Origin of the sequence: Nonomuraea maheshkhaliensis (assembly GCF_039529435.1) — a bacterium.
Lineage (GTDB): Bacteria > Actinomycetota > Actinomycetes > Streptosporangiales > Streptosporangiaceae > Nonomuraea > Nonomuraea maheshkhaliensis.
In genome coordinates, this window is record NZ_BAAAMU010000013.1 from 100,217 (window position 1) to 125,230 (window position 25,014).

The following is a 25,014-nucleotide window of genomic DNA, read 5'->3' on the forward strand; positions in this document are numbered from 1 at the left end:
GGTCGTCTCAGATAGGTTGTCCGCGAATCTGTCCGGTGAGGGGAGGCTATTCGGTACGGTTGGCGGGTGGGAGAACTCATCGGCTACGCCAGATGCTCGACCGTCTTGCAAGACCTCACCGCCCAGCGCGAGATCCTCGCCTCCCTCGGGGTCGCCGACGACCGGATCTACCTCGACAAGGGGCTCACCGGCACCAACCGGGCCCGGCCCGGACTCGATCAAGCACTGGCGGCTGTGCGTGCCGGCGACACCCTGGTTGTCCCCAAACTCGACCGGCTCGCCCGGTCCGTGCCCGACGCCCGGGACATCGGCGACACCCTGCTCGCCCGCGGAGTGCGGCTGTCGCTGGGCGGCAGTGTCTATGACCCGTCCGACCCGATGTCGAAGATGTTCTTCAACATGCTCGCGGTGTTCGCCGAGTTCGAGGCCGACCTGCTGAAGATGCGCACCCGCGAGGGCATGGCCATCGCACGCTCCCGCGGCAGGCTCAAAGGCCGCGCGCCCAAGTTGACGGCTCGGCAGCAGGCCGAGCTCGTCCGGATGCACGCCACCGGCGACTACACCATCGCCGAACTGATGGAGGTGTTCTCGGTCGGCCGCGCCACCGTCTACCGGGTCCTGGATCGGGCGGCTGGCAGCACGCTCAGCTTCGTGACTGAGCGGCAATGAAATGGCCGAGCTGAGCGACCGCGACATCGACTTCCTGCAGAGCCTGCAGCGGGGCCAGACCATCACGGGCACGATCACCGAGATCGCCTCTTTTGGCGTGACCTTCGTGGACATCGGCGGTTACACAGCGATGATCAACATTCCTGAGCTGTCCTGGCGTCCCATCCACCACCCTGGCGACGTCGTCGCCGTCGGACAGACGATCGCCACCGAGATCCTCGACATCGACCTCGAACGCGGACGGGTCTCGCTGTCCCTCAGAGCACTCCAACGCGACCCACTCACCGACCTCGAGCACCGGATCGGTAGCGTCGTCGTGGGCCCCGTCACCAAGGTAGTGCCGTTCGGTGCTTTCGTCCGCGTCGAAGATCGCCCCGACGGCTTCGAGGGCCTCGTGCCCAAAGCCGAGCTTCCGACTGGGCACCCTGTGGATGTCGGAGACATTCTCACCGTGGCAATCGCCGAAGTGGATGTTGCCCGACGTCGTGTTCTGCTCTCCCTCTCCCCGGATGGAAGCCCCAGGAGCCCGGATCGCTGACTATCTACGACGCCGAAGTCGGCTGCACGGATCAGTCAGGGGGCGAACAAGACGCGGGATTCGAGATCGAGGTGCGTCGTGGGCGCGACGGTCGGCGGGGTGAGGTTGAGGATCCAGTTGCCGAACCGGCGGATGACGTGGGTGATGTAGGGCGAGATGGTGGCCAGGTCGTCGGGGTCGACGGGGCGGCCTTCGGCGGCGATGGCGTTGGCAGCGTCGGTGAGGTCGCATGCGGTGGAGTAGATCACGCAGTTGGCGAGCAGCTCGTTGAACTTGATGATCTTTTCTTGGTAGTCGGGGTCGTTGTGGCCGATGAGCTTGCCGCCGAACATGAGCCAGTCGGCGAAGCCGTGGAAGGCCTCGTTGCGGTTGGTGACCTGGGTGATTTGCTCGCGCAGGTCCGGGTCGGATAGGTATCGCAGGAGCGTGATCGTGCGGACGGCGCGGCCAAGTTCGCGGAAGGCGCGATAGAGGCGGTTCTTGCGGGAGTGGTTGCCGAGCCGGCGTAGCAGGGTGACCGAGGAGAGCCGGTTCTTCTTGATGGAGATCGCCGTGCGCAGCAGGTCGGTCCAGTGGGTCTCGATGAGTCGCCAGTCGATCGCCTCGTCGCCGAACAGTGAGTCGATGTGCTGGTAGGCGGTGTCCAGGGTGGGCCGGGAGAAGATCAGGTCGTGCCAGTTGCGGATGCGGGGCAGCAGGTCGAACCCCAGAAGCGCGGCGAGGCCGAAGACCGGAAGCGACTGGCCTTGGGTATCGGCATGGATGGTGTCCGACTGGATCTCCGAAGCGTTCTTCAGCAGCCCCTCGATGATGTAGACCGCCTCCCACACCCCGCACGGGATGAAGTGGCTGAACAGCGCGACATAGGTGTTGGAGATGTGCCGGTAGGCGAGGCCTCCGTAGCCGCCGTACCGGATGTGGCTCTCGGCGAGCAGGTTGTTCTCCCAGGTCTCGATCTGAGAGCCGTCGGCGGCCACGGTCTTGCCGTCGCCCCATACCGAGGAGATGTCGAGCTGATTGAACGCGTTGATCACCGTGGTGGAGGCTTTGGCGATCTTCTCGCTGGTGGCGTGCTGGTTCGCGCCCCGGGCGAGTTCGGCGGCGCTGACCTTGCCGCGCATGTGCGCAGCGACCTGAGCCGGGCCGAGGAGGGTGCCGTAGGTGAAGACCGTCAGCACATATCGGCCGAGCGCTTCCTTGATCTTCGGGTCGGAGCCGGACGCCGGTCCGAAGTGATGGTGCCAGCCGAGCTGGTAGGCGGTGCGGGTGAGGATGTCCAGCAGGTCCCGCTGTGGCAGCCGGTCGTGCACCGCCTCTTCCAGCTTGAGGGCCTCCTTGCTCCGCTCGGCGCCCTTGCGGCGGCGCAGTACGGGCCGCCCGCCCTCCAGGACCAGGTCGGTGTTGCCGGGGTAGCCGGCGTCCACGCCCGCGGCGACCTCGGCTAGGAGCCGCTTGTAATAGCCGGCCAGCTCGGCGGCGTCTGTCGGCAGCCCGGCCTCGGCGCAGAACTCCTCGACCTGCGGCTCGCACTCCCCCCAGCTCATGAGCTGGTCGTGCAGGTTGGCGTAGGAGTCCGACCCGGCCACCGCGATGTCGCCCGACCGCAGCTCTGCGGCCAGATAGGAGAACACGCACACCTCCAGGTGGCGGCGCACCAGCATCCCCGGCCGGTCCGGGTCCTTGAGGATCTTCCGCCACATCGCCGAAGTGAACGCGTCCACGTCGACCGACAAGGTCACAGCCTCGACACCGTCCGGGCCGTCCCGCTCCACCTTGATCTGCTCGGGAACGAACGCGGCTCGGGCGCCCCGCTGGGCTTGCAGGTAGTCGACCGCGTCCAAGACCGACCGGTCGGCGTTGGTCGACTCCAGATCAATCGACTCCACCAAGGTGAACAGCGCCGACCGGTGGGAGCGGTAGTGCTGGTCCAGCAGCGGCAGGTAGTTGTTGCCGTGATGCGCTGAGACCGCCTCGTGGGCGGCCGACAGCGCCTCCAGTCCGCCCGCCTGTTCCAACGCTTTGAGCACCAGGTGTCCGGCCCGCTCGGCCACCGCCTCCGGGGAGCCTGCGTCCTCTGTCTTGGCGGCCGCCTCGTCGGCCTGATGGTCGGCGGGTGTGATGGCTTCCCGAACGCCGTTCAGGACGTCGCCGAACACGCCCAGCAGCCGCTCGGACTCCGCCCGGTGGATCTCCCGCAGCGCCTCCAGCTGGTCGCGGCCCTTCTTGTGGATCGCTGAGATCCGCTTACAGAACATCGTCACCACGTCATCGCGGACGCCGGTCCGCACCGTGTGGAGCAGGCTGACGATCAGGGTGAGGCGCTTGTCCTCATCCACTACTTTGCGCAGGTCCGCGACGTCGGTCACCCGCGCCTCGCCCGCGAAGTGCGCAATCTTGCCCGGCGGGATGCCCTCCAGCCAGACCTCGGTCGGGCCGAACGCATCCAGGTCCTGCAGGAACGCCAGGCGGCCTTTGAATTTTCCCAAAGAGGCGGCCTGCGCCACGTCCTTCAGCCCGTCGTACTCACTGCGCCGGGTCACCGGGTCGACCACCAGCAGCCGGCCCAACCTCGCTCGGGCGGCTACGTCGACCCGCTCGGACACCGAGGTGAAGAACCCGCGGTTCACCTCGGTGCGGATCTTCTTCGTCAGCTCGTCCAGCGTCGTGAAGCCCGGCAGCTCGCACGTGGCCTTGACCAGCTCGTCCAACGCCACGTTGATCAAGTCGGCCGGGTTGTCCTTCGCCTGCGCGGCCTTGCGGATCGCCTCGGCGGCCACCGCCCGCACCCTAGCCGCGTCATAAGTAACGCCCATCTTGGAGCGCACGAAGCTCCTGTGCCGCTTCGCCGACCGCTCCGCGGCCTCGGCCAGCACTGTGCCGTCCGACAGGCCGACCACACCGCGGATGTGCTCGGCGACCACCGCCGGAACGTCGGCCAGCTTCGGGAAGTACCCCAGCCGCTGGTAGGTCTTCAACCACACCAGCAACGCCAGCAGATGCTGGTCGTCCTGGGTCTTGCCGCGCGCCCAATCCACCTCGTCAGCCGACGGGGTGAACACCTCCGCCAACTCCCGCGCCGACACCGCCCGCGCGAACCTTGGGTACGCCGTCCGATCGATCGACGCCACCCAGACCCCCGGAAACTGCCACCAACCAGCGCAAACCTAGCAAGTCTATCGACCGGTGATCAACAGCGCGGCCCGTTTCTGCCGTATTCCGGTGGCACCCCTTGAGCTCCTTCAGGATCCTGCCCGAGTCCGCCGAACTGATCGGCCTGCGGCCCAGCCAATCAGGCCAGCCATCCGGCCGCGTCGGTACCACCCGCACGGGTTCGTACGGAGGAGCCGGCGGCGCCACCCTCTCACCGGCCTCGCCCTCGGCCTCGGCAGCCCTGCTGTCGCTCAACCCGTCTCCTTGAACACCCATGGACAACACTGGCGATCTCACCGCGAGCGTACCGGGTCGTATCCAGCCGATGATCTACAGACAGGACATGCACACCGCAATACCCCGGCTCACTCCGCCTGACCTGTGGTGGGAGGCTTAGCGTTCAATTTCCGCCGGATAGTCCCATGACCCCGGGTGAGCGAACGCGTGAAGCCTGTGCCCGTCGAGCACGAGCCTGTCGGCGTGATGACCTGGTCGAATACGCCTGGCGGCACAGTCCCGGCCGCGTGCGGACATCTCCGGAGGAGTTCCTGTCCGTGTCCGGGTTGTCGGAAGGTGCGCGGCAGCTGCTGAGGGGGCGTTACCGCTGGGTTGACGGCGGGGGCTGAGGTGGCCCACGGACGACCGAACGGGCAGAAAGGGTGCCCGTCGTACCATCAAGGTGGGCGCGGATCCCGCCTGTTGACGCGAGCAGTTATCCGTCACGGTTGTTGTTCAGTGGTGCCCGGCCCATTCGCGTGCCAGGCGTTCGTGGGTTCGGGCGCCTGACAGGTCATGGGTGCCCGCCGTCCGGCTGGGGCGTCTGTCGTCGGGCGGCTCCGCCAGGCGAGCACCTCCTCCAGCGGGACGCCGGGGATCTCCTCGCCGCGCTCGATGCTGCGTCGGATGTCGTCGAGGATGTCCCAGGCTCGTTGCCGGTCCGCGGGGTCTTTCCTGCTGACGTAGGCGGTGATCCACTATGTGTGGGTGAATCTTTCGATTTCGCGCCAGTCGCCGGCGGCTCGGGCTTTCTCGACGGCCACCGGCAGTTCTGCGTCGAACCCTGCCCGGTCGCGGGGATGGCACAGGGCCTGGCGGATCGCCGGCAGTGTCCTGTCCGGCTGGGGTTCCGGTGTGGTGTTCACGGCTGGCCTCTCCTCGCGGCTGGGTGCTCGCGAGGCAGCCTAACGCCTGGTCAGGTGGCGCCTGGAAGGGTTGCCCGGGTCAGGCCAGGTGCACGATACCGGTGGTGTCGATGGGGGCGGTGGATGAGCCTGACTCGGTCCTGCGCATCTGCTGTTCTGTGCGTTTTTGCTGGTCAGAGCCCCACGTTGCGCATGGCGTTGTCGCGCCAGCGGTCCACGGCCCTGATGTACCGCAAGACCACCGGTGAGGCGGGCGCCCAGCGGCCGTGTTTGGCGATGACCGCGACCGGGACGCCGGCGGCGTAGGCCACGGTGGCGCCGCCGGCACGCAGGCTGTGCGCGGTGAAGGTGTCGGCTGAGGGCACGCGGGCGCGGACGGCGAGGTCGCGGACGATGGTGTTGACGGCGTCGGCGCCGAGCGAGGGCCCGATCGTGCCGTGCCGGTCGATGCGGCGCAGCAGCCGCCCGGAGGTGTGTCCGGCCTGGTCCAGCACGTGCAGCCAGTCGCGCCAGGCGGCGACCGGGTCGGTCAGCGGATGGCTGCCGCGCGGGATGGCGATGGTCTCGCCGGCCGAGTCCTTGTCGGTCTTGGAGGTGCGGATGGTGACCTCGATGCCGTCGGCGACCTCGCGCACGTCCTCCCGCTGCAGGGCGACGAGTTCGCTGCGCCGGCCCATCAATGCCAGGCCGAGCACCAGCAGCAGCCGGTCGCGCCGCCCGATCAGCGTCGCCAGGTCGCAGGCGCTGACCATGGCGCGCAGCGCGTCGATGGTGACGGGCGGGGCCTCGCGCTGGCCGCGACCGCCGGCCTCGGCGCGCTGGCGTTTGTAGGCGCGCAGCGCCAGGCGGGCGGAGTCGGTGGCGGGCTGTGCGGGGTGGCCGGCCAGCCGGTGCATGGTGCGCACGGCGGCGATGGCCTGCTCGATGCTGGCCGGGGCCTGGCCGCCCTCGCACAGCGCCGAGGTGTATTCGGCCAGCGTGTGCGCGGTGGCGGGCAGCGCGATCCGGCCATGCTCGGCGCACCAGGCGGTGAAGGCGGCCCATTGCCGGGTGTAGGCGCGGCGGGTGTTGGCCGGCACGCCGTCGGCGATCCGCTCCCGGGTGCGGGCGCTGAGCGTGTAGTCGGCGGCGGTATGCCCGCCGTCGTGCGCCGTATTCTCTGCAAGCGGGTAAATCGGCGGCCGCTCCCCCGCCACCGGGGCCGGCAGCGCCTCCCGCTCGTCCCGCTCGTCGTGCACGCCCCGTCTCCCGCCCGCTGTGGCACCGGTCCGGTGCCGCGTTTCTGACCCGCGATAAGGAAGGTTATCACGGGTCAGCGCTCACGACACAAGCGTTTGCGAACGCACGGAAATACTGCGATCGAACGCTGCGAACGCTACTCTGCTGCTTGTGGCGAACGATCAGGAAACCGTGCCGGCGGACGCACCGGCCGAACATGACGACAAGGCCGATAGCGGGACGATCAGAACGATTGAGCAGCTGCGATGTGCCGGCCCCGGCTGCGCGAAAGCCCTGCCCGGACGCAGCAGCCGCGCCAAATACTGCAGCGACGCCTGCCGGGCGGCCGCCTACCGGGCGCGTACCACCCTCCACACCGTCCCCGTCGCCAACGCACTTCTGCGCGCCCACGATCTGCTCGCGCCGCTGCTGACGGCGGGCGAGCAGTGGCAGGCCGCCCAGGAGGCACTGCGCGCCCAGCTGGCCGAGCTGAGCAGCGGCGCGCTGGCCCAGGTCGAAGCCGCCGAACAGGCCGCCGAAGAAGCACGCGCCGCCGCGGCGGCGGCCGAGCAACGCGCCACGACCGCGACCAACACCGCCGCCATCCGGATCGCGGACGCCGAACGCGCCCGCACGCAGGCCGAGGCCGCCCGCGACCGTGCCGAAGAGCGCGAGCAGGACGCCTGGCGAAAGGTCGGCGAGCACCAGAACGCACGCATCCAAGCCGAGCAGGCCGCCGCTGGCGCCGCCGCCCGGCAGCGTCAAGCCGAGCACGACCGGGACGCCGCCACTCGGCGAACCACCGAGCTCACCGAGCTGAACGCCACGATGACCGCCCGCACCACCGAACTGGAACAGCAGGCCAGCGACCAGCAGCACGAGCTCGCCGACCTCCGTCGCCAACTGCAGGAACAGGCGGACCGGACCCGAAAAGCCGAGCAGGAACGCGACCTGGCCCGTGGCACCGCTGCCGCGCATGCCCATGAGCTGGAGCGGCTCCGCGATGCATTGGCCAGCGAACAGGGGCGACGCGAGCGGGCGGTCACCGCGGCGGCCGTGGCCGAGCAGGCCCGCGAGGCCGCCGCCCGGGCCCAGGCCAACGCCGCCAATGAGGCCGACCGGCTGCGTGCCGAACTCAGGGACGCCGCGCGCGCCCTCAAGACCGCGCAGAACCAGCGCGAGGAGGCCATCACAGCCGCCGCCGTGGCGCAGGCCCTGCTGCACGAGCAGGAGAGCTCACGCCTGCCCGAACACGCCGGCCCCGGTACAGGTGATCCCGCCGCTACCGCCGATGTCATCGAATCGGCACGTCCGTCATCCGGTCGAAGCCCCACCTCAGACGGCTCCAAGCCGGGCGACGCACCGCCAGCCGGCCTCGCATAACGCGGACGGCGGCCGTGCGCCATGGTCATCTCAAGGTCGGTTCTGGCAGGATATTTCGGTGCTTCCACTCAAGGTTCGGCCAGACCTCGTTCGGCGTCCATCTGTTTGACCGGCGCACCGGGCTCAACCTCATTCTGGAGCCGTCGAGTACCGGGGCATGTTCGCCGTCGCTGGCGCCACCGCGCTGCGCCAGGTCATCAAGATCGCGTGGCAGCTGGGCCGGGTCACGGCGATAGTTATCTTGGGTTGTTTGCATCTTCCCGCAGGTCAGAGCCATATGACCTTGTCTGGCACGTAAGGCACGTGGGCCGATCTTGACCGCCTGGTGTGTCCATGGCGCGATCGGCGGCCGAGGTGGGGGGGTGACCTGTCCGCCGCGTAGCGCGGCGGTCTTCCGGCGCGGTGCTCAGGTTGGCTGCCGCTTGATGTCTTCAGTGGTGCACCGGATAACGTGCCGGCGTCGCGTGCCCTCCGGGGGCGAGGTTCTCCTGGTCGAGGCGGGGCCATGATCGCTCATGTACGGGATAAGCGGCCATTATCACGTACGTCGGCGATCACGTTGCTGCGGCCGGCAGCATGGTGCAAGGGACAGGGTCCTTGCCAGTCGCGCTGATGATGACCCATAGGAGTCAAGGATCGTCGCGCGGGCCCGAGGAGGCGTATGCGGTTGGACGAGACCACAAGCTCGAGCTGGCGTCGAGGGACGACGGCGAGGCTGCGGCCTTGTGCCGAAAGCTCATATGCCCCGAGCGTTGTGCGGAGGATGATCATCTTGTTTCGGCGAGCTGCGGGCCTCGCTGCCGGGTCAGCCTTGGAGTCCCACCGCCCGCGCTGTGGATCGCTGGTGCCGCCGTTTGGGTATCTCAGGTGGGCGCGCGGCCGAGCTTAGCGAGCAGTTCGCGCAGGTGGTGGCTTTCCTCGTGGGTCAGCGGGAGCGCCTGGCTGATCTTGTCGGGGATCGCTTCGACCTGTTGACGCAGCGCCCGGCCCTGGGAGGTCAGATCGACTTCGACGCTGCGTTCGTCGTCGGTGCGGCGGCGGCGAACGAGGTGGCCGACGGCCTCCAGGCGTTTGAGCAGGGGGGTCAGGGTGCCGTGGTCGAGTTGGACGGCGGCCGAGATCTGCTTGATGGTGATGGGGCTGTGTTCCCACAACGCGAGCATCACCATGTACTGCGGCTGGGTCAGCCCTGCCTCCTCCAGCAGGGGCCGGTACAGCGCCGCCACCGACCGGGAGGCGGTCGCGAGGGAGAAGCAGATCTGATCGTCAAGCCGCATGGGTCCCAATCTATCAGCCGCACTCTTATTTCGTGCACAAGATACTTGTGCGCTAGATTCATCGGCATGAGTGCATACATGGTCATCAGCGTCACTCCTGACGATGAAGAGAAGTTCCGCCAGTACGAGGCCGCCACGCTGGAAGTCGTCGGCCGCTACGGGGGTGTGCCGGTCGCCCGCGACGCCCAGCCGCTGATCTGGGAGAGCGACGCCGACCCCGCGCTGGCCGTCATCCTGCGCTTCGACAGCAAGCAGGCGGCCGAGGCGTTCTACCACTCCGAGGAGTACGCGCCGCTGAAGGCGTTCCGGCACACCTTCGCCGAGGCGCACGCCCTGGTCATCGAAGGGCTGTGACGCCGGCGGGGGTGAAGCGCACGGGCAGCGTCACCGGACCGCGGGTGATGCCGGCGGGCAGCCAGTGGCGCTGCGCCGGCGGGTCGGCCCAGGCCAGGTCGGGCAGCCGGTTCAGCAGCACGCGGAGCGCGACGGCGCCTTCCAGCCGGGCCAGGGGGGCGCCCAGGCAGTAGTGGATTCCGTGGCCGAAGGCCAGGTGACGCGCGTCCGGGCGGGTCACGTCGAGGCGGTCGGCCGTCTCGGCGGGGCCCGCCGCACGGCTGGCGGAGGTGAGGGCCACGGTGACGGTCTCGCCGCGTCTGATGCGGTGGCCACCGAGGAGCAGGTCCTCGGTGGCGAAGCGGGCCGGGGTCAGCTCGACGGGGCTGTCGAAGCGCAGGAACTCCTCCACCGCGCCCGGCAGGTCGTGCGGGTTGGCGCGCAGATGCGCGGCCTGGGCGGGGTGGTCCAGGAGGGCGGCTATGGCGTTGCCCAGGAGGTTCACTGTGGTCTCGTGGCCGGCGACGACGAGGATGACGGCGGTGCCGAGCAGTTCGGTGGTGGACAGGCGGCCGTGGTCGTCGTCGTGCACGCCGATCAGGTGGGACAGCAGGTCGTCGGCGTGGGCGGCGCGTTTGGCGTCCAGCAGCTCCTGCAGGTAGGTGTTCAGGGCGAGCAGAGCCTCGCGCTGGGCGGTCGAGGGGTTGCCCATGCCGCGCCGGGTCCATCGCTGCAGGTTGTCACGGTGCTGCTCGGGTACGCCGAGAAGGTCGCAGATGACGGCCATGGGCAGGGGGCCGGTGAAGGCGGCGACCAGGTCTGCGGTGCCGGCGGGGGCGATGGCGTCGATGAGTTCGTGCGCGAGTTGTTCGACGCGGGGCGCCAGCCGCTCGATGGCGGCGGGGGTGAACGCCTTGGACACCAGGCGGCGCAGCCGGGTGTGCTCGGGCGGGTCGGCCATCAGCATGTTGCCGCCGAAGCCGGAGCCGGCGAGCAGGATGTGCCGTCCCGAGGCGCGCAGTTGCTCGGCGAACGGTTCTGGGTTCTTGCTCAGCTGCGGGTGCGCGAGAGTCTCACGGCCCAGTTCGTAGTCCACGACCAGCCAGGACGTGGTGCCATCGGCCGAGCGCACCCGGTGGATGGGGCCCTGAGCGCGCAGCGCGGCGTAGCGGGCATGAGCGTCGGCCTTGAACTCGGCGGTGCCGACCAGGGTGAGATCATCGTTGTGAGTCGTCATGACCGGAATGTTCGGCGCGATGGCACGTCAGCGGCCAGAGCAGGCACACGTCAATCACTGGTCATTTCCGTGCAGCTCGCGCTCCCACAACTGCTGGACGATCAGGTCGGTGCCGCGCGCCAGGTGGCGGCGGTAGGTGCTCAGGGAGACGGCCAGGCGTTCGGCGCTGGCCTCCTGGGTGGGGGCGGCGTGCAGGTACGCGGTGGCCAGTGCGCGGTGGAACTTGGCGGTGCGGGCGTCGCCGGCCAGGGTGCCGATCGCGCTGGTCAGCAGGTGCCGCAGGCGGTCGGCGCGTTCGCCCGGCCCCGCTTCGGCGAGGAGCCGGGTGCGGATCAGCGGGTTGGCGGCCAGCCGGTCGGGCCGGCGCAGGTCGTGCAGCGCCTGGGTGACGGCCGCGGTGAGCTGCTCGTGGCTCAGCACGGCGAAGCTCTCGCCCTGCTGGTACGCGGGAACGGGCCGATCGTCGGGGCCGTCGAGTTCGACCATGCCGCTGGCCTCCAGCCATCGCCCGACCGGCATGGTGCGCCAGTCGTGCGCGTACAGCGGGGTGGGCTGGTCGCCGCCGGTGACGGGCTCCGGCAGGGCCCGCTGGTCGATGTAGGCCATGAGCGGCTGCCAGAACGGGTCCCGCAGCGCGATGAAGGACCAGGCCAGCCGCCTGGCGTGCAGGAACTCGGCCAGTACTCGGTGGATCATAAGGTCCATGACGGGGGAAGGCCGCTGATGCCCGGCCGGGTCCACCAGGAAGCGGGCGACGCCGAGGTGCTCGCCCCGGCGCGGGGGACGGCGGGCGCGCGCGTGCAGCCACGCGGCGGCCACGACCGGGTCGGCGTCGATCTCCTCGGGTCGCTCGGCCTCCAGCCGTAGCCAGGCCAGCACGGCGACCGGTTCGCCGCCGGGCGATCGGTATACGCGGAAGCCGGCCGGCTGCCGGTCGAGCCAGAATCCGGCGACGGCGGCCGAGCGCGGGCCCTCGGCCTGCCGGATGAGCCCGAGTACGGCGGCCCGATCGTCGGGACGCAGCACATCCTCGTGCACGCGACTGGTATCCCCCAGGTGATGAACCGGGAGACGAAGCCGTTGTGCCGGTGCAGAAAGGACAGGGCGAGGGTGGCGGGCAGTACGGCGGGGCCGGACGCGGCGCGGGCCCGCTGGATCAGGTGGGCGCGCATCCGCGTGTGCATCTCCTGGTAGCCGTCGGGGTCGCGCCAGCGCAGGTCGGCGTCCAGAAGCCGGCGTATGAGGTCGTGCGGGTGCAGGCCGTGTCGGCCTGCCACGATGTAGGGCTGGTCGCGCAGCCAGGTGAACAGTTCCTCGGCCTGGCCGGGTGCGGCGACCTGGAGCAGCGCCTGGGTGGTGTCCAGCACGTGCGCGCACACCTCCAGGGTGCGGCGGTGAGCGGGCGTGGGGACCTCTCCGATGAGCCGTTCCAGCAGGTGGCGCAGCACGTCATCCCCTGGCTGCCAGTCGCCGGGCGGCTCCTGACCGGCACCGCCACCGCCACCAGGTCCGCCACCGGGTCCGCTGCCAGGTCCGGTGGCGGGTCCGGTGGCGAGCTTGGCGGCCATGCTGAGCGCCAGGGGATGACCGCCGGTGAAGCGGAGTATTTCCTCGTGCCGCTGGGCGGCCACACCGGCGGCGAGCAGCATATTTCTCGCCTCCTGCTCGCCCAAGTTTCCCATTGGGAGCACGCGCAGCGCCTGCGCCCAGCCGGGGTCGTCGCTCCAGCGGCGGGCCGGAGGGTTGCGTCCGGCGATGACGGTGAGTGCCGTTGCGGGCAGGCGCGGCAGGAACGTGCCGCTCAGCCAGCCTTCGAGGCCCTGGCAGCGTTCGAAGTCGTCGATGAGCAGGACGACGGTGGGGTCGTTCAGCGCGGCGGCGGCCGCGGATGAGAAGGCTGAGGGGGAGGCGGGTAGATCGCGGCCGTCGATGGCGATCACGTGGCGGCCGGCGCGGCGGGCCTCGTCGGCGTAGCGGCGCAGCAGGCTGGTCTTGCCGACGCCGCCAGGCCCGTGGACGAACAGAACTGCGGCCGGGCCGCCGGCCAGGGCGTCACGGAAGGCGGCCAGGTGCGTCGCGCGGCCGGTGAAGGTGGCTGTCCGGGCCGCGTTCAGGCGGTCGGCGAGCCGGGCCATCGGCGTGAATGGTATGGCATGAGGCGGGCTACTCCGCAGGCCGGATGGCCAGCGTGCCCAGCAGGGCCAGGGCCTGGGCGGAGGGCGAGTCCGGCTCGGCCGGGTGGGCGACGAGCCGCAGGCCGGGCCCGCTGGCGACAGGGAAGATCTCGGTGCGCAGACGCAGGTCGCCCACGTCGGGGTGGTGAAAGTGGCTGCCGGGCGTGAGCGCGCCGCGCGGCTCGGGGGCGGCCCACAACCGGCGGAAGTCGTGGCTGGCGATCGCCAGCTCACCGACGAGTTCACGCAGGTGGTGCTCGTCCGGGCTCTGACGGGCCGCATGACGAAGGTCGTGGACGGCGGCCCGGGCGGTGCCGGTCCAGTCGCGGAAGAACTGCCGTCCCGCCGGGTCGAGGAAGATCATGCGCAGCAGGTTGTCCCCGAGGACGAAACGGTTGTGCAGCACGGCCGCCAGCGGGTTGCGGGCCAGCACGTCACAGGACCAGCCCAGGACGTACGCCGGGGCCACCGTCCAGTCGTGCAGCAGGGCCAGCACCTCGGGCGCGATGCGCTCGACGCGGCCGGGACGGCGGCGGGTGACGGTGGGCCGGGCCAGCCGGTACAGCTCTGCCCGGGCGTGCTCGTCCAGGCGCAGCGCCCGGGCCAGGCTCTCCACGGTCTGGCGGGTGGGGTGCTCGCGGCCCTGTTCGAGCCGGGCGTAGTAGCCGGGGCTGAGGCCAGCCAGGTGGGCGACCTCGTCGCGGCGCAGGCCCTTCACCTGGCGGCGGCCGTCCGAGGGCAGCCCGGCTTGCTCGGGCCGCACGAGCGCGCGGCGCTCTCGCAGAAACCTCCCCAGCTGGTCGTTGCGCTCACTGTCCATGACATTCGAGGTTAGGCAACCGGCGGATCGGTTGCCTGGGTGCATCACTCCCAGGTTGGACGGCCGCAGGCGGTGTCAGGTGCCGAGGTCGCGCTCACGCAGCTGGCGGCGGGAGCCGATGCCGAGCTTGCGGTAGATGTTGCGCAGGTGGTTGTCAATGGTGCGCGGGCTCAGGAACAGGTCGGCGGCCACTTCGCGGGAGGTTCTGCCGGTGGCCACGAGGCGGGCGATGTGGGCTTCCTGCGAGGTCAGGGCGTCCAGGACCGAGGTGGATGAGCTGGTCGGCCGGTCCCCGAGCTCGCGCAGCCCGCGGGCGGCGCGGGTGGCGAAGGCGGCGGCGCCCATATGGTCGAACATGCGATGGGCCTCGCGCAGGCTCGCGCGTGCCTGCGCTCGTGCGCCGGAACGCAGGAGCCATTCGCCGTGCAGCAGGTGGGTACGGGCCAGCTGGACGGCGACGCGGGTGCCGGCGAGGCGGTCGACGGCCTCCTCATACAGCTTGCCCGGGGTGTCGCTGAGCAGGGCGCGGCAGCGGGCCAGCACGCCGAGCCCCCAGCCGGTGCCGGCCGCCTCGGTCAGCTCGGCGAGCTCGTCCAGGGCGGGCCGGGCCAGTTCGGGCCGTCCGGTGCGGGCGGCGGCTTCGATCAGTTCGGGCAGCGCGGCGGCGCTCCAGAACAGGCGGCTGCGGCCGGCGGCCTGGCGGGCGGGCGCGAGCGCGGCCTCGTGTTCGCCCAGCCCGTTGTGCAGGACGGCGGTGGCGTATTCGACGATCGTGACGAACCCGCCCGCGCCGTCGGCGGCGGCCCGCGAACTCTGGCCGAACAGTGCGCGGGCCCGGCCCCGGTCGCCCTGATGGGCGGCCAGCACGATGGCCGCATAAGGAACGAAGGCCCCGGCAATGGCCTCGGTGAGGGCGTGCGCCTGCTCGGTCATGGTCGAGGCAGCGGTGAAGCGCCCGGCGTAGGTGGCGGCCACGGCCTGAAAGTTGAGCGCCAGCGGCAGGAATGTCAGCGTCCCCGCCTCCCGCGCGAGCTCGACGCAGCGGGTGGCGAGCTCCTCCAGCGCGACCTCGTCCCACAGATCCCAGGCCGCCCGGCAGGCGACGGGCAGCCAGTTCGGATCGTCGGCCTGGCGGAAACCGTCGACGGCGGCGCGCAGCAGCGGCGCGGCGGCGCGCTGGCCCTGGGTGAACAGCGTGGCCAGGCCGTCCAGCAGCAGGTCGGCGGGTTGCGGCATCGGTGGCGCGGCGGGGCCGCGCAGCACGGCTTCCGCCACGGCCTTGATGCCGTGCGCGTCGCCGTTGCGCTCGGCGCCGGTGGCGGCCCACAGCGCCTCCAGCGCGGTCTGCCTGGCCAGGGCCGCGTCCAGCGGCGCCATCTGTTCGGCCGCCTGCAGCAGCAGCACGGGCGCGTCGTCGTCGCGCCGCAGCGAGAACGCGATCTGGCCACGCAGCCGCAGCAGGCGGGCCCGCCCGGCGCCGGTCAGCGGCCCGGCGTCGGCGTCCGCGAGCAAGGCACTGGCCTGCTCGGAGGCTCCCGCCTCGTGTTTCGCCTGGGCGGCGACCAGCGCGCGGTCCGCCTTCCGTACGGAGTCAGGGGTCAGTTCGGCGGCGCGTTCGAGGAACGCGGCGGCGGGCGCCACCCCGCCGCGACGCCGGGCTCGGTCGGCCAGGCGTTCCAGCTCACCGGCCAGGTGCTCGTCCGGCCGGTCCGCGGCCTGGGCCTGATGCCAGATACGCCGGTCAGGGCGGTGCACAGGGTCGAACGCGCGGGCCAGCGCGTGGTGGGCGCGGCGGCGCTGGGCTTCGTCCGCCAGCCGGTAGATCGCCGATCGGACCAGCGGGTGGCGGAAGCGGACGTGCACGCCGACCTGCACCAGCTCGGCCCTCTCAGCGGGTTCGACGTCGAGGATGGCCAGGCCGTCCAGCTCCGCGGCACTCCGCAGCACCCCCGTGTCGCCGAGGGGTTCGGCGGCGGCCAGCACCAGCAGCCGCCGGGTGCGCTCGGGCAGGGAGCGGAAGCGGCGCTGGAAGCTCTGCTCGACCAGGTCGGTCACCGGCGAGTCGAGGTGGCTGGGGTAGCCGGCGGGGCCAAGGTCGCGGGGCAGCTCCAGCAGAGCGAGCGGGTTGCCGCGCGCCTCGTCGATGAGCCGGTGGCGGATCTCCGCATCCAGCGGAGCGTGCGGCAGCGCGGCCAGCAGCGAGCCGGCCTCCTGGTCAGTGAGCGGGGACAGCGGCAGATGGGGCAGGGCGGCCAGGGCGGGCACGGCATCCGGGTCGCGCATGGCGAACAGCAGAGCGACGGGCTCGGACTGGATCCGGCGGGCGACGAAGGCCAGCACCTGGGCCGAACCGGCGTCCATCCACTGGGCGTCGTCAAGGACGCAGGTCACCAGCCCGCTCGTGCCCGCCTCCGCCAGCAGGCCGAGGACGGCGAGCCCGAGGACGAGCGGGTCCGGCGCCGTCCCCTCCTCCAGGTCGAACGCCGTCTTCAGGGCCAGATGCTGCGGAGCGGGGAGCCGATCGGCCAACGGGAGCAGGGGCAGGCAGAGCTGGTGCAGGCGCGCGGCGTGACCTTCTAGAACTTCACCTCTGATCAGTTCACTGGCTTCCACGGGATCGTCATCCCCGGCACCCCCAAGGACTGGTACTACATCCTGGAAGGCCTGCTGGAACAGGAGACCTCGCTGCGGCCCACCGAGATCGTCTCCGACACCGCCGGCGCCTCCGAGCTGGCCTTCGGCATCTTCCGGCTGCTGGGCTGACAATTCTCCCCGCGCCTGGCCGACGTCGGCAGCGCCACCCTGTACCGGGCCGATCCGGCCGCCTTTTACGGCCGTCTCGACACGATGATCAAAACCCGGGTGAACATCGGCCTCATCCACGACCGCTGGGACGACCTGCTGCGCGTGGCCGGTTCGCTGCAGACCGGCAAGGTCCGCCCGGCCGAGCTGTTTCGCTACCTGACCGGCGGCGGCACCCGACCCCGATCGGCCGCGCCCTGATGGAGCTGGGCAAACTGGATCGCTCGGTCTACCTGGCCTCCTACTTCAACGACGAACTGCTGCGCCGCCGGGTCAACACGCAGCTGAACCGGCAAGAAGCCCGCCACACCCTGGCCCGCAAGATCTTCCACGGGCAGAAGGGCGAACTGCGGCAGAAGTACAAGGAAGGCCAGGAAGATCAACTAGGGGCTTTGGGTTTGATGACCAATGTCTGCATTTTGTGGAACACGGTCTACACGGCGCGGGCGCTGGAGCAGATCCGCGCCGAGGGCAAGAAGATCGCCACCGCCGACATCGCCCGCCTGCCCCCGCTCGGCTTCGAGTGGCTCAACTTCCTGGGCCGCTATGACTTCTCCCTGCCCGAGACGGTCCGCGAGGGAAACTTCCGGCCGCTGCGCATCCCCGGCCAGCACTAATCCGAGGTGAAGGAGGAAGCCGTCCGCATGGTGGCGGACGGCTCGCGCATGGCGGCCCCGATGGCATGGAGTCTTCTGTCAGTCGGCGGCTTGTTGGTTATCTTGGGTGGCTCTCAGCGGTCAGGCATGTATGGCATGTTGGCGTGTCCGAACGTGCCTGACCAATATCTATGGGTTGTCAGGCACGTTGGTCACGTACGGAATCCCTCCATGGGCGCGTTCTCTCGTGCGGAACGGTAGCGCCTCGTCGCAGCCCCTCTCGGATCTGCGTGTGTTGGTTTGCTGCTGTGTCTGCGGCGGCAGGGCGAGGCAACTCGACCCATATGGAGCCCGCCTTGTGCATCGAACTGTCCTGAACCACGCACCGCAGGTGCTTCACACGGGCGGGCCCGCCTTGACGCGCCGCAGCAGCCATTCCATTGACCCCCGGTGGCTGTGGAGGTGCTCCAGCCACCACGTGGCGCCCGCGTCGGCGTAAGCCTCGACCGAGGAACCTGGCTTGCTCACCCCGATGACCGCCATCTCGAAGTCGCCCGCGTTTGCCCGGGATCGGCGCAGCTCACTGGCCTGGGCGGCCAGAGAGCCGGGTGAAAGCGTCATGCGGCCCTCCCGGTTGTCGCCGGCGACGATCCAGCCGTCCCAGCGCGCGGCACGCCGAAGCGCACCTGGAGCCGTGCCGCCGACCCACACCGGTACCCGGGGCCGCTGGAGCGGCAGCGGCGCGAGCCGTACCCCATCGACGGTGTAATGAGCGCCCCTGTGGTGCACCTCCTCACCGGACCAGAGCGAGTTCATCACGTCGAGCGCCTCGTCGAGCACGGCCTGGCCGGGACGCGTTGAGCCGAAGGCGGAGAACTCCTGCCTCACGCCGCCCAGCCCGGCGCCCAGGATCGCGCGACCACCGCTCAGCCTGTCGAGCGTCGCCACCGTCTGGGCCAGACTCTCCGGGCGATGCCGGGCCACGGCCGTCACTGCCGTGCCCAACCTGATGTGCGAGGTCACCTGCGCCGCCGCGGCCAGCGTCACCCACGGGTCGGCCGATGGCATGCCCCAGGTGAAGGCCAAGTGGTCCCACACCAGCACGGCATCCCACCCGGCGGCCTCGGCCTCTCGGGCGAGAGTGACCAGGTGGGTCGGCTCTGCGAGATCACCGATGATCGCGACGTCGATGCCGTAACGCATGCCCCCACCCAAGCACCCGGCACCGACAGTTTCTGGGGGCCGCGATCGCGCACGCACCGAGCTCGACACCATGGCCAAAGCCACCGACGCATGCATCACGAAGATCTCCGGCACCGACAAGACCGGCCCCAGGTGGTCGGGCACCACAACACCAGCCTGCTCACCGAGATGATCACCGACCTGGAGGCCCGGCTCACCGAGCCGGCCGCAGGTGACCTACTTGCCGAACATGCCTGACTGAGCATCAACCGCTGACCAGCGCGAACGCTCAGAAACCCAAGATAGCCCCCGCGGTGACAGCAGCGCCCGGCCGGCTCTGAAGCTCCCTCGGTGGCGATCCGCCCTATGCGGGCATTTCGTATCTGGGTCTAATGACCGACGCTCTGGTAGTTGTCAAGTTGACGTTTCCAAATGAGGTACGCCAGCTTGATCAGGATCAGGCCCAGCAGCGGGCCGGCCAGCGCCCACGGGCTATCCAGCTTGCCCAGGACGACGCCGGCGGGCACGTAGGCCACGAAGGCGACCGGCAGCACGAAGGTGAGCAGCCACTCGGTCACGCCGCCGAACACCTTCATCGGGTAGGAGCCGAACCTGCTGAAGACGTCGTCGACGAAGACCCGCAGGGCGGAGGTGTCGACCATGCGCAGCGACAGCGCCGACAGCGCAAGGAAGAACGCCGCCTCGATGAGCGCGCCGCCCGCGACGGCCACCACGCAGTAAGCGACCAGCCAGGCGTTCCAGTCGACGGGCACGTTCCGGGCGGTGACGGCGAGCAGTGTCACGCCCACGAGCAGGTCGCCGAGCTGGCTCATGCCCATCTTGTTGCCCATGAGCTGGACCAGGGGGTTGAGCGGGCGCAGCAGGAACCGGTCGAACTCCCCGTTGCGCACGATCCAGTGGATGTCGTGCACGCTCATCATCGGGATCATCGCCAGGGCGTGGGCCGTCAGGCGCAGGCCGTACAGGAAGGCGACCTCCGCTAGGCCCCAGCCCGCCAGCGAGGGAAAGGTGTGCATCACCACCCAGATGAAGGCGAATCCGGCGCCCTGCCAGAGCGCTCCGCTGAGTGGTTCTGTCGATGACAAGTGACAGCGTTTGCCGGTCTGCTACGACAGCGATCGTTTCCGCTGAAAAACGATGTCGCTGAGAAGTAACAGCGCCCGAGGGCTTGCGGTGGGAGCATTGATGTGCTTCGCGGGATGAGGTGGCGCTGGTGCAGCCCAAGTCCAAGGTCGAGTTGCACGCGGCGATCCGCCGCGATTCTCGAGCGGGGCTGTCCATCCGGGCCATCCAGAGCAAGCACAACGTGGGCTTTCGTACCGTGGAGAAGGCGCTGGCCTCGGTCTGGCCCGAGCCGCGCAAGCCGCTGCCGCCCCGGCCGTCCCGGCTGGACCCGTTCAAGCCGCCGATCGACCAGATGATCCGGGTGGACCTGGACGCGCCGCCCAAGCAGCGGCACACCGCCAAGCGCATCTTCGACCGGCTGCTGGAGGAACACGGCGCGGTGAAGGTGTCGTACGGGATGGTCCGCGACTACGTCGCCAAGCGCCGCCCGCAGATCCGATTAGAGGCTGACCGGGCGCCGGCGGAGGTCTTCATCAAGCAGAGCCACCGGCCCGGGGCCGAGGCCGAGGTGGACTTCGGGGACGTGTGGATCCACCTGGCGGGTGAGCTGACCAGGTGTTATCTGTTCTCGTTCCGGTTGTCGTGGTCGGGCAAGGCTGTGCACCGGATGTTCTTGACGTGCTCGCAGGAGGCCTTCTTCGAGGGGCACGTGCATGCGATGTCGGTACTGGGCGGCGTGCCCACGGGTAAGGTGCGCTACGACTACCTCAAGCCCGCGGTGGCCCGAGTGCTGGGCTTCTCCCGGGCTCGGGTGGAGTCGGAGCGGTGGGTGGCCTTCCGCAGCTGGGCCGGGATCGACGCCTTCTACTGCCGGCCGGGGCTGGTCGGCGCGCACGAGAAGGGCGGCGTGGAGGGCCAGATCGGCTGGTTCCGCCGCAACCACCTGGTGCCCGTCCCCGATGTCGCCTCGATCAGCGAGCTCAACGAACTGATCGACCAGTGGGACGTCAAAGACGAGCAGCGCCGGATCCGGATGCGCCCCCAGACCATCGGCGAGCGCTTCGCGCACGAGCGGACCCTGCTGGCGCCGCTGCCGGTCGAGCCGTTCGAGATCGGCCGGTTGCTGACGCCGCGGGTGAACATGCACGGACAGATCAGCGTGCGCACCAACCGCTACTCGGTGCCGATCGGTCTGGCCGGGCACCAGGTGCGGGTCATGCTGTTCGCCTCCCATCTGGTCGTCTACCACAAGGGCGTCGAGGTGGCCCGGCACGAGCGGCTGATCGCTAAGGGCGGAGCCCGGCTGGAGCTGGACCACTACCTGGAGGCCCTGGCGCACAAGCCCGGCGCGCTGCCCGGCGCCACCGCGCTGGAGCAGGCACGGGCCGCGGGCACCTTCACCGCCGTCCATGAGGCATGGTGGGCCGCGGCCCGTCGCAAGCACGGGGACGCGGACGGGACTCGGGCACTGATCGAGGTGCTGCTGCTGCACCGGCACATGGAGCATCGGCACGTGGTGGCGGGGATGGAGGCCGCGTTGAAGGTGGGCGCGCTGACCGCCGATGCCGTCGCGCTGGAGGCCCGCAAGATCGCTCAGGCGGACGACAGTCCGGAGCCGGGTCCGCCGCCGCCCCGGCCGGAAGGGCTGGCCTGGCTGGATGAGCCTGCGGTGGTGTCGCTGACCACCCGGCGGCTGGCCCAGCTGCCGCCTGATACCCGGCCGCTGCCGTCGGTGGCGGTCTATGACGAGTTGCTGCGCCGCCGCCCTGGCGGCCGGCCCGCATCCGAGGGAGAGCTGCCATGACCTCTTTTCACCGCCGCGCCCTGACGGAGGAAGCGGCGGAAGCCTCGATCTACCAGGCCTGTCAGCGGTTGCGGCTGCCGACCATCCGCTCCCAGTTCGTCGAGCTGGCCGCCGCCGCCCCGCGCGATCAGATGAGCTATCTCGGGTTCCTGGCCGAGTTGCTGATGGCCGGATGTGATTACCGGGCCCGCAAAGCGTCGGAGCGGCGGATCAAGGCGGCGAGCTTTCCGAGGCAGAAGTCACTGCGCGAGTTCGATTTCGACGCCAACCCCAACGTCGACCCGGCCGTCATCCACTCTCTGGCGACCTGCGATTGGGTGCGCAAGCACCTGCCGCTGTGTCTGATCGGCGACTCAGGGACCGGTAAGTCGCACCTGCTCATCGCGCTGGGCACCGAGGCCGCGCTGGCCGGGTTAAAGGTCAAGTACACGCTCGCCGCCAAGCTGGTCAACGAGCTGGTCGAGGCCGCCGATGAGAAGATGCTGACCAAGACCATCGCCCGCTACGGCCGCGTCGATCTGCTTTGTATTGATGAACTCGGTTATATGGAGCTTGATCGTCAAGGAGCCGAACTGCTGTTCCAGGTTCTCACCGAAAGGGAGGAGACCAACAGCGTCGCAATCGCCTCAAATGAGTCGTTTTCGGGATGGACTAAGACATTTACCGAGCCTCGGCTCTGCGCGGCAATCGTCGATCGCCTGACCTACGGCGGCAACATCATCGAGACCGGCACCGAGTCCTACCGGCTGGCCCAGACCCGCGCCCAGGCCACCGCCACCACCGTCGCGGGCAAGGCCGCCGGCTGACCTTTTCCTGGCTCTTCCTCGACAACGCCTGGCACCGCCGCTGGGAGGAGCGGGTCAAGATGCAGCGCCCGCAGGCGAAGCCGAGGACGAACGATCTTGACGCGGGACGAGCCGCGACGATCGTCGCAGCGTCGAGGAGAGTCCAACGACCAGCCAAGAGCCCCATCATGACCACCGCTCGAACGCGCCCTCGCCAAAGCCCTAACGAAGATCGTCATTAGGCTTGGTCTCAGCGACGACGACGCCATCGCGCCAAAGGCCGCGATGGCGGGACTCCAGCCGGTGATCGCCCTCCTGCAGGGCCTCCCGAGCAGGACCGGCAAGCCCTCGTCGAGTCGCCCGCGTTCCTGAGGGAACCTGTCAGGACTTGGAAGTTCACATGCGTGTCCGACGGGCACGTCAGTGCACCCGCCCACGAGGCTCTCGTGACGTGCGGCGTCAGCGTGTGAGCTCGTTGCGGAGATCGGCGAGCGCGGTTCGGTCGTCCTCGCTGCCGGTGTGTGGTGCCTGGAACCAGCGTGCGTACTCCCTGATCTCGGTCAGCCGCCACTCCAGTTCGAACAGCTCGATCATCTCGGGTTCGCCGCCGAGGGCCCGTTGGTCGTGTTCGGGCAGGTCGAGAAGGTCCCGCTCGTGTGGGGCGAGAGCGAACGACTCCCAGTCCACCAGCACGAGTCCGGAATCGGTGAGCATTTGGTTGGCGTGGTGCGGCTCGCCGTGCGTCGGTACCCAGCGGTCAAGGGCGGCCAGCGCCTTCTCGGCGAGCTCGGCATACCGTGACGCCCAGCCGGCGATCGATTCGGCGGACTCGACGATCAGACGACGAGCGTCCTCTCCGAACGGGCCCGCATTCCACAATCTTGTGGCGGCATGCGTCAGTTGGCCGGAGAAGTCCGGTGTGATTCGCGGTTGCCAGTGTGGCAGCGAAACAGGCGCGGGAGTGCTGTGCAGCTCGGCAAGCAGCCGTCTCATCTTAGCGGTATGGTCGGGCCGTGCGGCCTCTGCCTCGTCGGGCGTGCGCCCCGTCGCCCAGGGAGTGACGCTGAGAATCCCCTCGGCTAGGGGGATCGTGAAGCTCCCGTTCGTGGATCGGACCGGTGCGAGTACCCAGAGAAAGCCTCTCGCTGCGAGCTCGGACGCCGCCGCGTATGCTCCCTCAAACAAGTCGGCGGTTCGATGCCCGCCTGGCACGTCGAGCGTCGCGAAGAGCGCGGGCACACTATCCTGGTCGATCCGCCAGTGGTGCGCCCCGAATCCCACCGGCAGATAGGCGGCGTTCTCCGCAACCGGAAGCCAGCCATCCCGGACCGCAGAAAGCACATCATGATCGGTTGGCGACAGAGGCGGAGTGAACATGTCTTGATCGTCCCACAGCAGGACCCGGGCGAGTCGCGGGTGGCCGCGGTTGGCCTACTTGCCTTATGTGGCTTCACGACCTTAAGCGGCTGACCAGCTAGTTCGCTTGACAACCCCAGATAACGATGGCGTCCGGGAGCCGTCAGCGCTCGCACCCAGAGCCCATGCGCCCGGCGCGCTGGCCCCGCAGGCTCCCTATCAGCACTCCATGAACACGCTAGGTGAGTAGTTGAGCCTCCGGGTGCTGCTACTTCTCACCGACATTCCGGGCCCGATCAGCCCCCGAGTGCTGTCCAAACTGACCGACAAACGCTGCTGCTACTCACCAGCAAAATCAGCTGAGGATGCCGATCACGGTGTTCACCCGGTACTGCATGACACCACGGGCGCAGGCCCGCTGGAGCAGGAGGTACAGGCGCAGCGAACGCACGATCTCAGCCACCCTGGATCACCACCCTGCGGCGCGCCCGCGACCAGGTCAGCGCAAGCAATCCGCTCAGCGCAGCGATCCAGGCAACTTCGGCCAGAACAGGGCCTGAGACATCGGAAATGTGTCCGACGTAGACGGCCGCCGGCACGTAGCCCAGGTACTTGAAGGGCAGGATGTCGGCCAGCACGCCGAGGAAGCCGGGAAAGAAGGCGAGCGGCACCATCGTCCCGGCGAAGAACTGGCTGACCAGCCGGTAGAGCAACGAGATGGCGCTGGTCTCCATCGTCCAGAAGCCGATCAGGCTGATCAGCAGCGCCAGCTGCACGGCGATCACGTACCCGAGCGCCAGCGTGATCAGGCAACCGAGCCCGTTGACCGGCACGGTGATCGAGCCGATCAGGAGGACCACCGGGATCACAGGGGCGAGCAGCAGCAGCCCGCCCAGGCGGGCCAGCTGGGCGGCCAGCACGCCGATGCCACCCGCCGCGGCCGAGACCACCACGATCTCTCCCGGCTGGGGCCGTACCGCTTCGACGCCCGCCCAGGCGGTCACGCCCACCGCCGAGAGCGGGGCCGCCTCCTCCCAGCACAGCACCGCGGGCTTGCGGGCCAGGGTGGCGGCGTCGTGGAGGACGTAGTCGGCCTGGGCGCGGCGCGGGGCGTAGCCGATGACCTCATCACCCGGCGCGAAGCCCGTCACACCCCGGCCCACCTCCACGACCTGGCCGGCCAGGTCGTTACCCTGCCCTTCGGGAAAGACGGCAGGCCACAGGTCGGCGAAGACACCCTCGCGGATGCCGATCTCGCCGGGGTTGACGGGGGCGACGATCACCTTGACCAGCACCTGGCCGGGCCCTGGCGACGGCCGGGGCACCTGAACGACCTCCAGCACCTCCGGACCGCCGTAGCGGCTGAATCTGACTGCTCGGGGCACGCGCACGTCTCCGTTCATAACAAGGGGTCCTCGCGCCGGGCGCCGCCGTCGAGGCGTGACACGGCAGGCAGCACCGG

General features: G+C 69.6%; 21 protein-coding genes and 1 pseudogene. 9 read left to right on the top strand and 13 right to left on the bottom strand.

The genetic code is table 11. The annotated features are described in order from the left end of the window. The first annotated feature begins 66 nt into the window (after positions 1-66). Together ABFX54_RS11765 and ABFX54_RS11770 are read left to right on the top strand one after the other, a co-directional pair. Entirely contained in the window at positions 67-669 is a 603-nt protein-coding gene (locus ABFX54_RS11765; RefSeq protein ID WP_346104065.1) for a recombinase family protein, read from the top strand. 1 nt (position 670) lies between these two features. Then, a complete protein-coding gene (locus tag ABFX54_RS11770; RefSeq protein WP_346104067.1) occupies positions 671-1,207 on the top strand; it encodes a S1 RNA-binding domain-containing protein in 537 nt (178 codons plus the stop codon). Between the two features lie 35 nt (positions 1,208-1,242). On the opposite strand, the gene ABFX54_RS11775 is transcribed toward ABFX54_RS11770, so the two are convergent. The 3 genes from ABFX54_RS11775 to ABFX54_RS11785 form a co-directional block, all read right to left on the bottom strand. Continuing rightward, positions 1,243-4,335 carry a Tn3 family transposase gene (locus ABFX54_RS11775; protein ID WP_346104069.1) on the bottom strand — a complete coding sequence of 1,031 codons (3,093 nt, stop codon included), beginning with the start codon at positions 4,333-4,335 and terminating at the stop codon, positions 1,243-1,245. 996 nt (positions 4,336-5,331) lie between these two features. Next, positions 5,332-5,499, bottom strand: coding sequence for a hypothetical protein (locus ABFX54_RS11780; RefSeq protein ID WP_346104071.1), 168 nt, complete (start codon positions 5,497-5,499; stop codon positions 5,332-5,334). Positions 5,500-5,672: 173 nt separating this feature from the next. Beyond that, entirely contained in the window at positions 5,673-6,737 is a 1,065-nt protein-coding gene (locus tag ABFX54_RS11785) for a site-specific integrase (protein WP_346104073.1), read from the bottom strand. Between the two features lie 151 nt (positions 6,738-6,888). Here ABFX54_RS11785 and ABFX54_RS11790 point away from each other — a divergent pair, with 151 nt between their 5' ends. Continuing rightward, positions 6,889-8,100, top strand: a complete 1,212-nt coding sequence (locus ABFX54_RS11790) for a coiled-coil domain-containing protein (protein ID WP_346104075.1) — start codon at positions 6,889-6,891, stop codon at positions 8,098-8,100. A gap of 863 nt (positions 8,101-8,963) precedes the next feature. Here the strand turns inward: ABFX54_RS11790 and ABFX54_RS11795 are convergent. After that, a complete protein-coding gene (locus ABFX54_RS11795; protein WP_346104076.1) occupies positions 8,964-9,377 on the bottom strand; it encodes a MarR family winged helix-turn-helix transcriptional regulator in 414 nt (137 codons plus the stop codon). Positions 9,378-9,443: 66 nt separating this feature from the next. On the opposite strand from ABFX54_RS11795, the gene ABFX54_RS11800 reads away from it, so the two are divergent. Further along, entirely contained in the window at positions 9,444-9,731 is a 288-nt protein-coding gene (locus tag ABFX54_RS11800; protein ID WP_346104078.1) for a DUF1330 domain-containing protein, read from the top strand. On the opposite strand, the gene ABFX54_RS11805 is transcribed toward ABFX54_RS11800, so the two are convergent. The 5 genes from ABFX54_RS11805 to ABFX54_RS11825 form a co-directional block, all read right to left on the bottom strand. Then, positions 9,715-10,947 carry a cytochrome P450 family protein gene (locus tag ABFX54_RS11805; RefSeq protein ID WP_346104080.1) on the bottom strand — a complete coding sequence of 411 codons (1,233 nt, stop codon included), beginning with the start codon at positions 10,945-10,947 and terminating at the stop codon, positions 9,715-9,717. The genes ABFX54_RS11800 and ABFX54_RS11805 overlap by 17 nt on opposite strands. Before the next feature lie 54 nt (positions 10,948-11,001). Continuing rightward, positions 11,002-11,643: a hypothetical protein gene (locus tag ABFX54_RS11810; RefSeq protein WP_346104082.1), complete on the bottom strand. Its 642-nt coding sequence runs from the start codon at positions 11,641-11,643 to the stop codon at positions 11,002-11,004. Continuing rightward, positions 11,640-13,082, bottom strand: coding sequence for an ATP-binding protein (locus tag ABFX54_RS11815; protein WP_346104084.1), 1,443 nt, complete (start codon positions 13,080-13,082; stop codon positions 11,640-11,642). The genes ABFX54_RS11810 and ABFX54_RS11815 overlap by 4 nt, the downstream gene beginning before the upstream one ends. Positions 13,083-13,110: 28 nt before the next feature. Then, the gene (locus ABFX54_RS11820) at positions 13,111-13,941 is read right to left on the bottom strand and encodes a helix-turn-helix domain-containing protein (protein ID WP_346104086.1); all 831 of its coding nucleotides are present in this window, start codon (positions 13,939-13,941) and stop codon (positions 13,111-13,113) included. 75 nt (positions 13,942-14,016) lie between these two features. Then, positions 14,017-16,554: an ATP-binding protein gene (locus tag ABFX54_RS11825; RefSeq protein WP_346104088.1), complete on the bottom strand. Its 2,538-nt coding sequence runs from the start codon at positions 16,552-16,554 to the stop codon at positions 14,017-14,019. 9 nt (positions 16,555-16,563) lie between these two features. On the opposite strand from ABFX54_RS11825, the pseudogene ABFX54_RS57380 reads away from it, so the two are divergent. Both ABFX54_RS57380 and ABFX54_RS57385 read left to right on the top strand, forming a co-directional pair. Further along, positions 16,564-16,944 (top strand): annotated as a pseudogene (locus tag ABFX54_RS57380) (Tn3 family transposase). After that, positions 16,944-17,360: a Tn3 family transposase gene (locus ABFX54_RS57385; protein ID WP_487047319.1), complete on the top strand. Its 417-nt coding sequence runs from the start codon at positions 16,944-16,946 to the stop codon at positions 17,358-17,360. Before ABFX54_RS57380 ends, ABFX54_RS57385 begins: the two are co-directional and overlap by 1 nt. Before the next feature lie 375 nt (positions 17,361-17,735). On the opposite strand, the gene ABFX54_RS11835 is transcribed toward ABFX54_RS57385, so the two are convergent. Further along, positions 17,736-18,542 (bottom strand): LLM class flavin-dependent oxidoreductase, encoded by an 807-nt coding sequence (locus ABFX54_RS11835; RefSeq protein ID WP_346104089.1) that lies wholly within the window; start codon positions 18,540-18,542, stop codon positions 17,736-17,738. 90 nt (positions 18,543-18,632) lie between these two features. Here ABFX54_RS11835 and ABFX54_RS11840 point away from each other — a divergent pair, with 90 nt between their 5' ends. Continuing rightward, on the top strand, positions 18,633-18,779 hold the full coding sequence (locus ABFX54_RS11840) for a hypothetical protein (RefSeq protein ID WP_346104091.1): 147 nt from the start codon (positions 18,633-18,635) through the stop codon (positions 18,777-18,779). Between the two features lie 131 nt (positions 18,780-18,910). Here the strand turns inward: ABFX54_RS11840 and ABFX54_RS11845 are convergent, their stop codons facing one another. Then, on the bottom strand, positions 18,911-19,627 hold the full coding sequence (locus tag ABFX54_RS11845) for an ABC transporter permease (protein ID WP_346104093.1): 717 nt from the start codon (positions 19,625-19,627) through the stop codon (positions 18,911-18,913). A gap of 128 nt (positions 19,628-19,755) precedes the next feature. On the opposite strand from ABFX54_RS11845, the gene istA reads away from it, so the two are divergent. Continuing rightward, a complete protein-coding gene (gene istA, locus ABFX54_RS11850; protein ID WP_346104095.1) occupies positions 19,756-21,411 on the top strand; it encodes an IS21 family transposase in 1,656 nt (551 codons plus the stop codon). After that, positions 21,408-22,217, top strand: a complete 810-nt coding sequence (istB, locus tag ABFX54_RS11855; RefSeq protein WP_346104097.1) for an IS21-like element helper ATPase IstB — start codon at positions 21,408-21,410, stop codon at positions 22,215-22,217. The genes istA and istB overlap by 4 nt, the downstream gene beginning before the upstream one ends. Before the next feature lie 438 nt (positions 22,218-22,655). Here the strand turns inward: istB and ABFX54_RS11860 are convergent, their stop codons facing one another. Both ABFX54_RS11860 and ABFX54_RS11865 read right to left on the bottom strand, forming a co-directional pair. After that, positions 22,656-23,573, bottom strand: coding sequence for a phosphotransferase family protein (locus ABFX54_RS11860; RefSeq protein WP_346104099.1), 918 nt, complete (start codon positions 23,571-23,573; stop codon positions 22,656-22,658). A gap of 434 nt (positions 23,574-24,007) precedes the next feature. Then, positions 24,008-24,937 carry an alcohol dehydrogenase catalytic domain-containing protein gene (locus ABFX54_RS11865; RefSeq protein WP_346104101.1) on the bottom strand — a complete coding sequence of 310 codons (930 nt, stop codon included), beginning with the start codon at positions 24,935-24,937 and terminating at the stop codon, positions 24,008-24,010. Positions 24,938-25,014 lie beyond the last annotated feature (77 nt).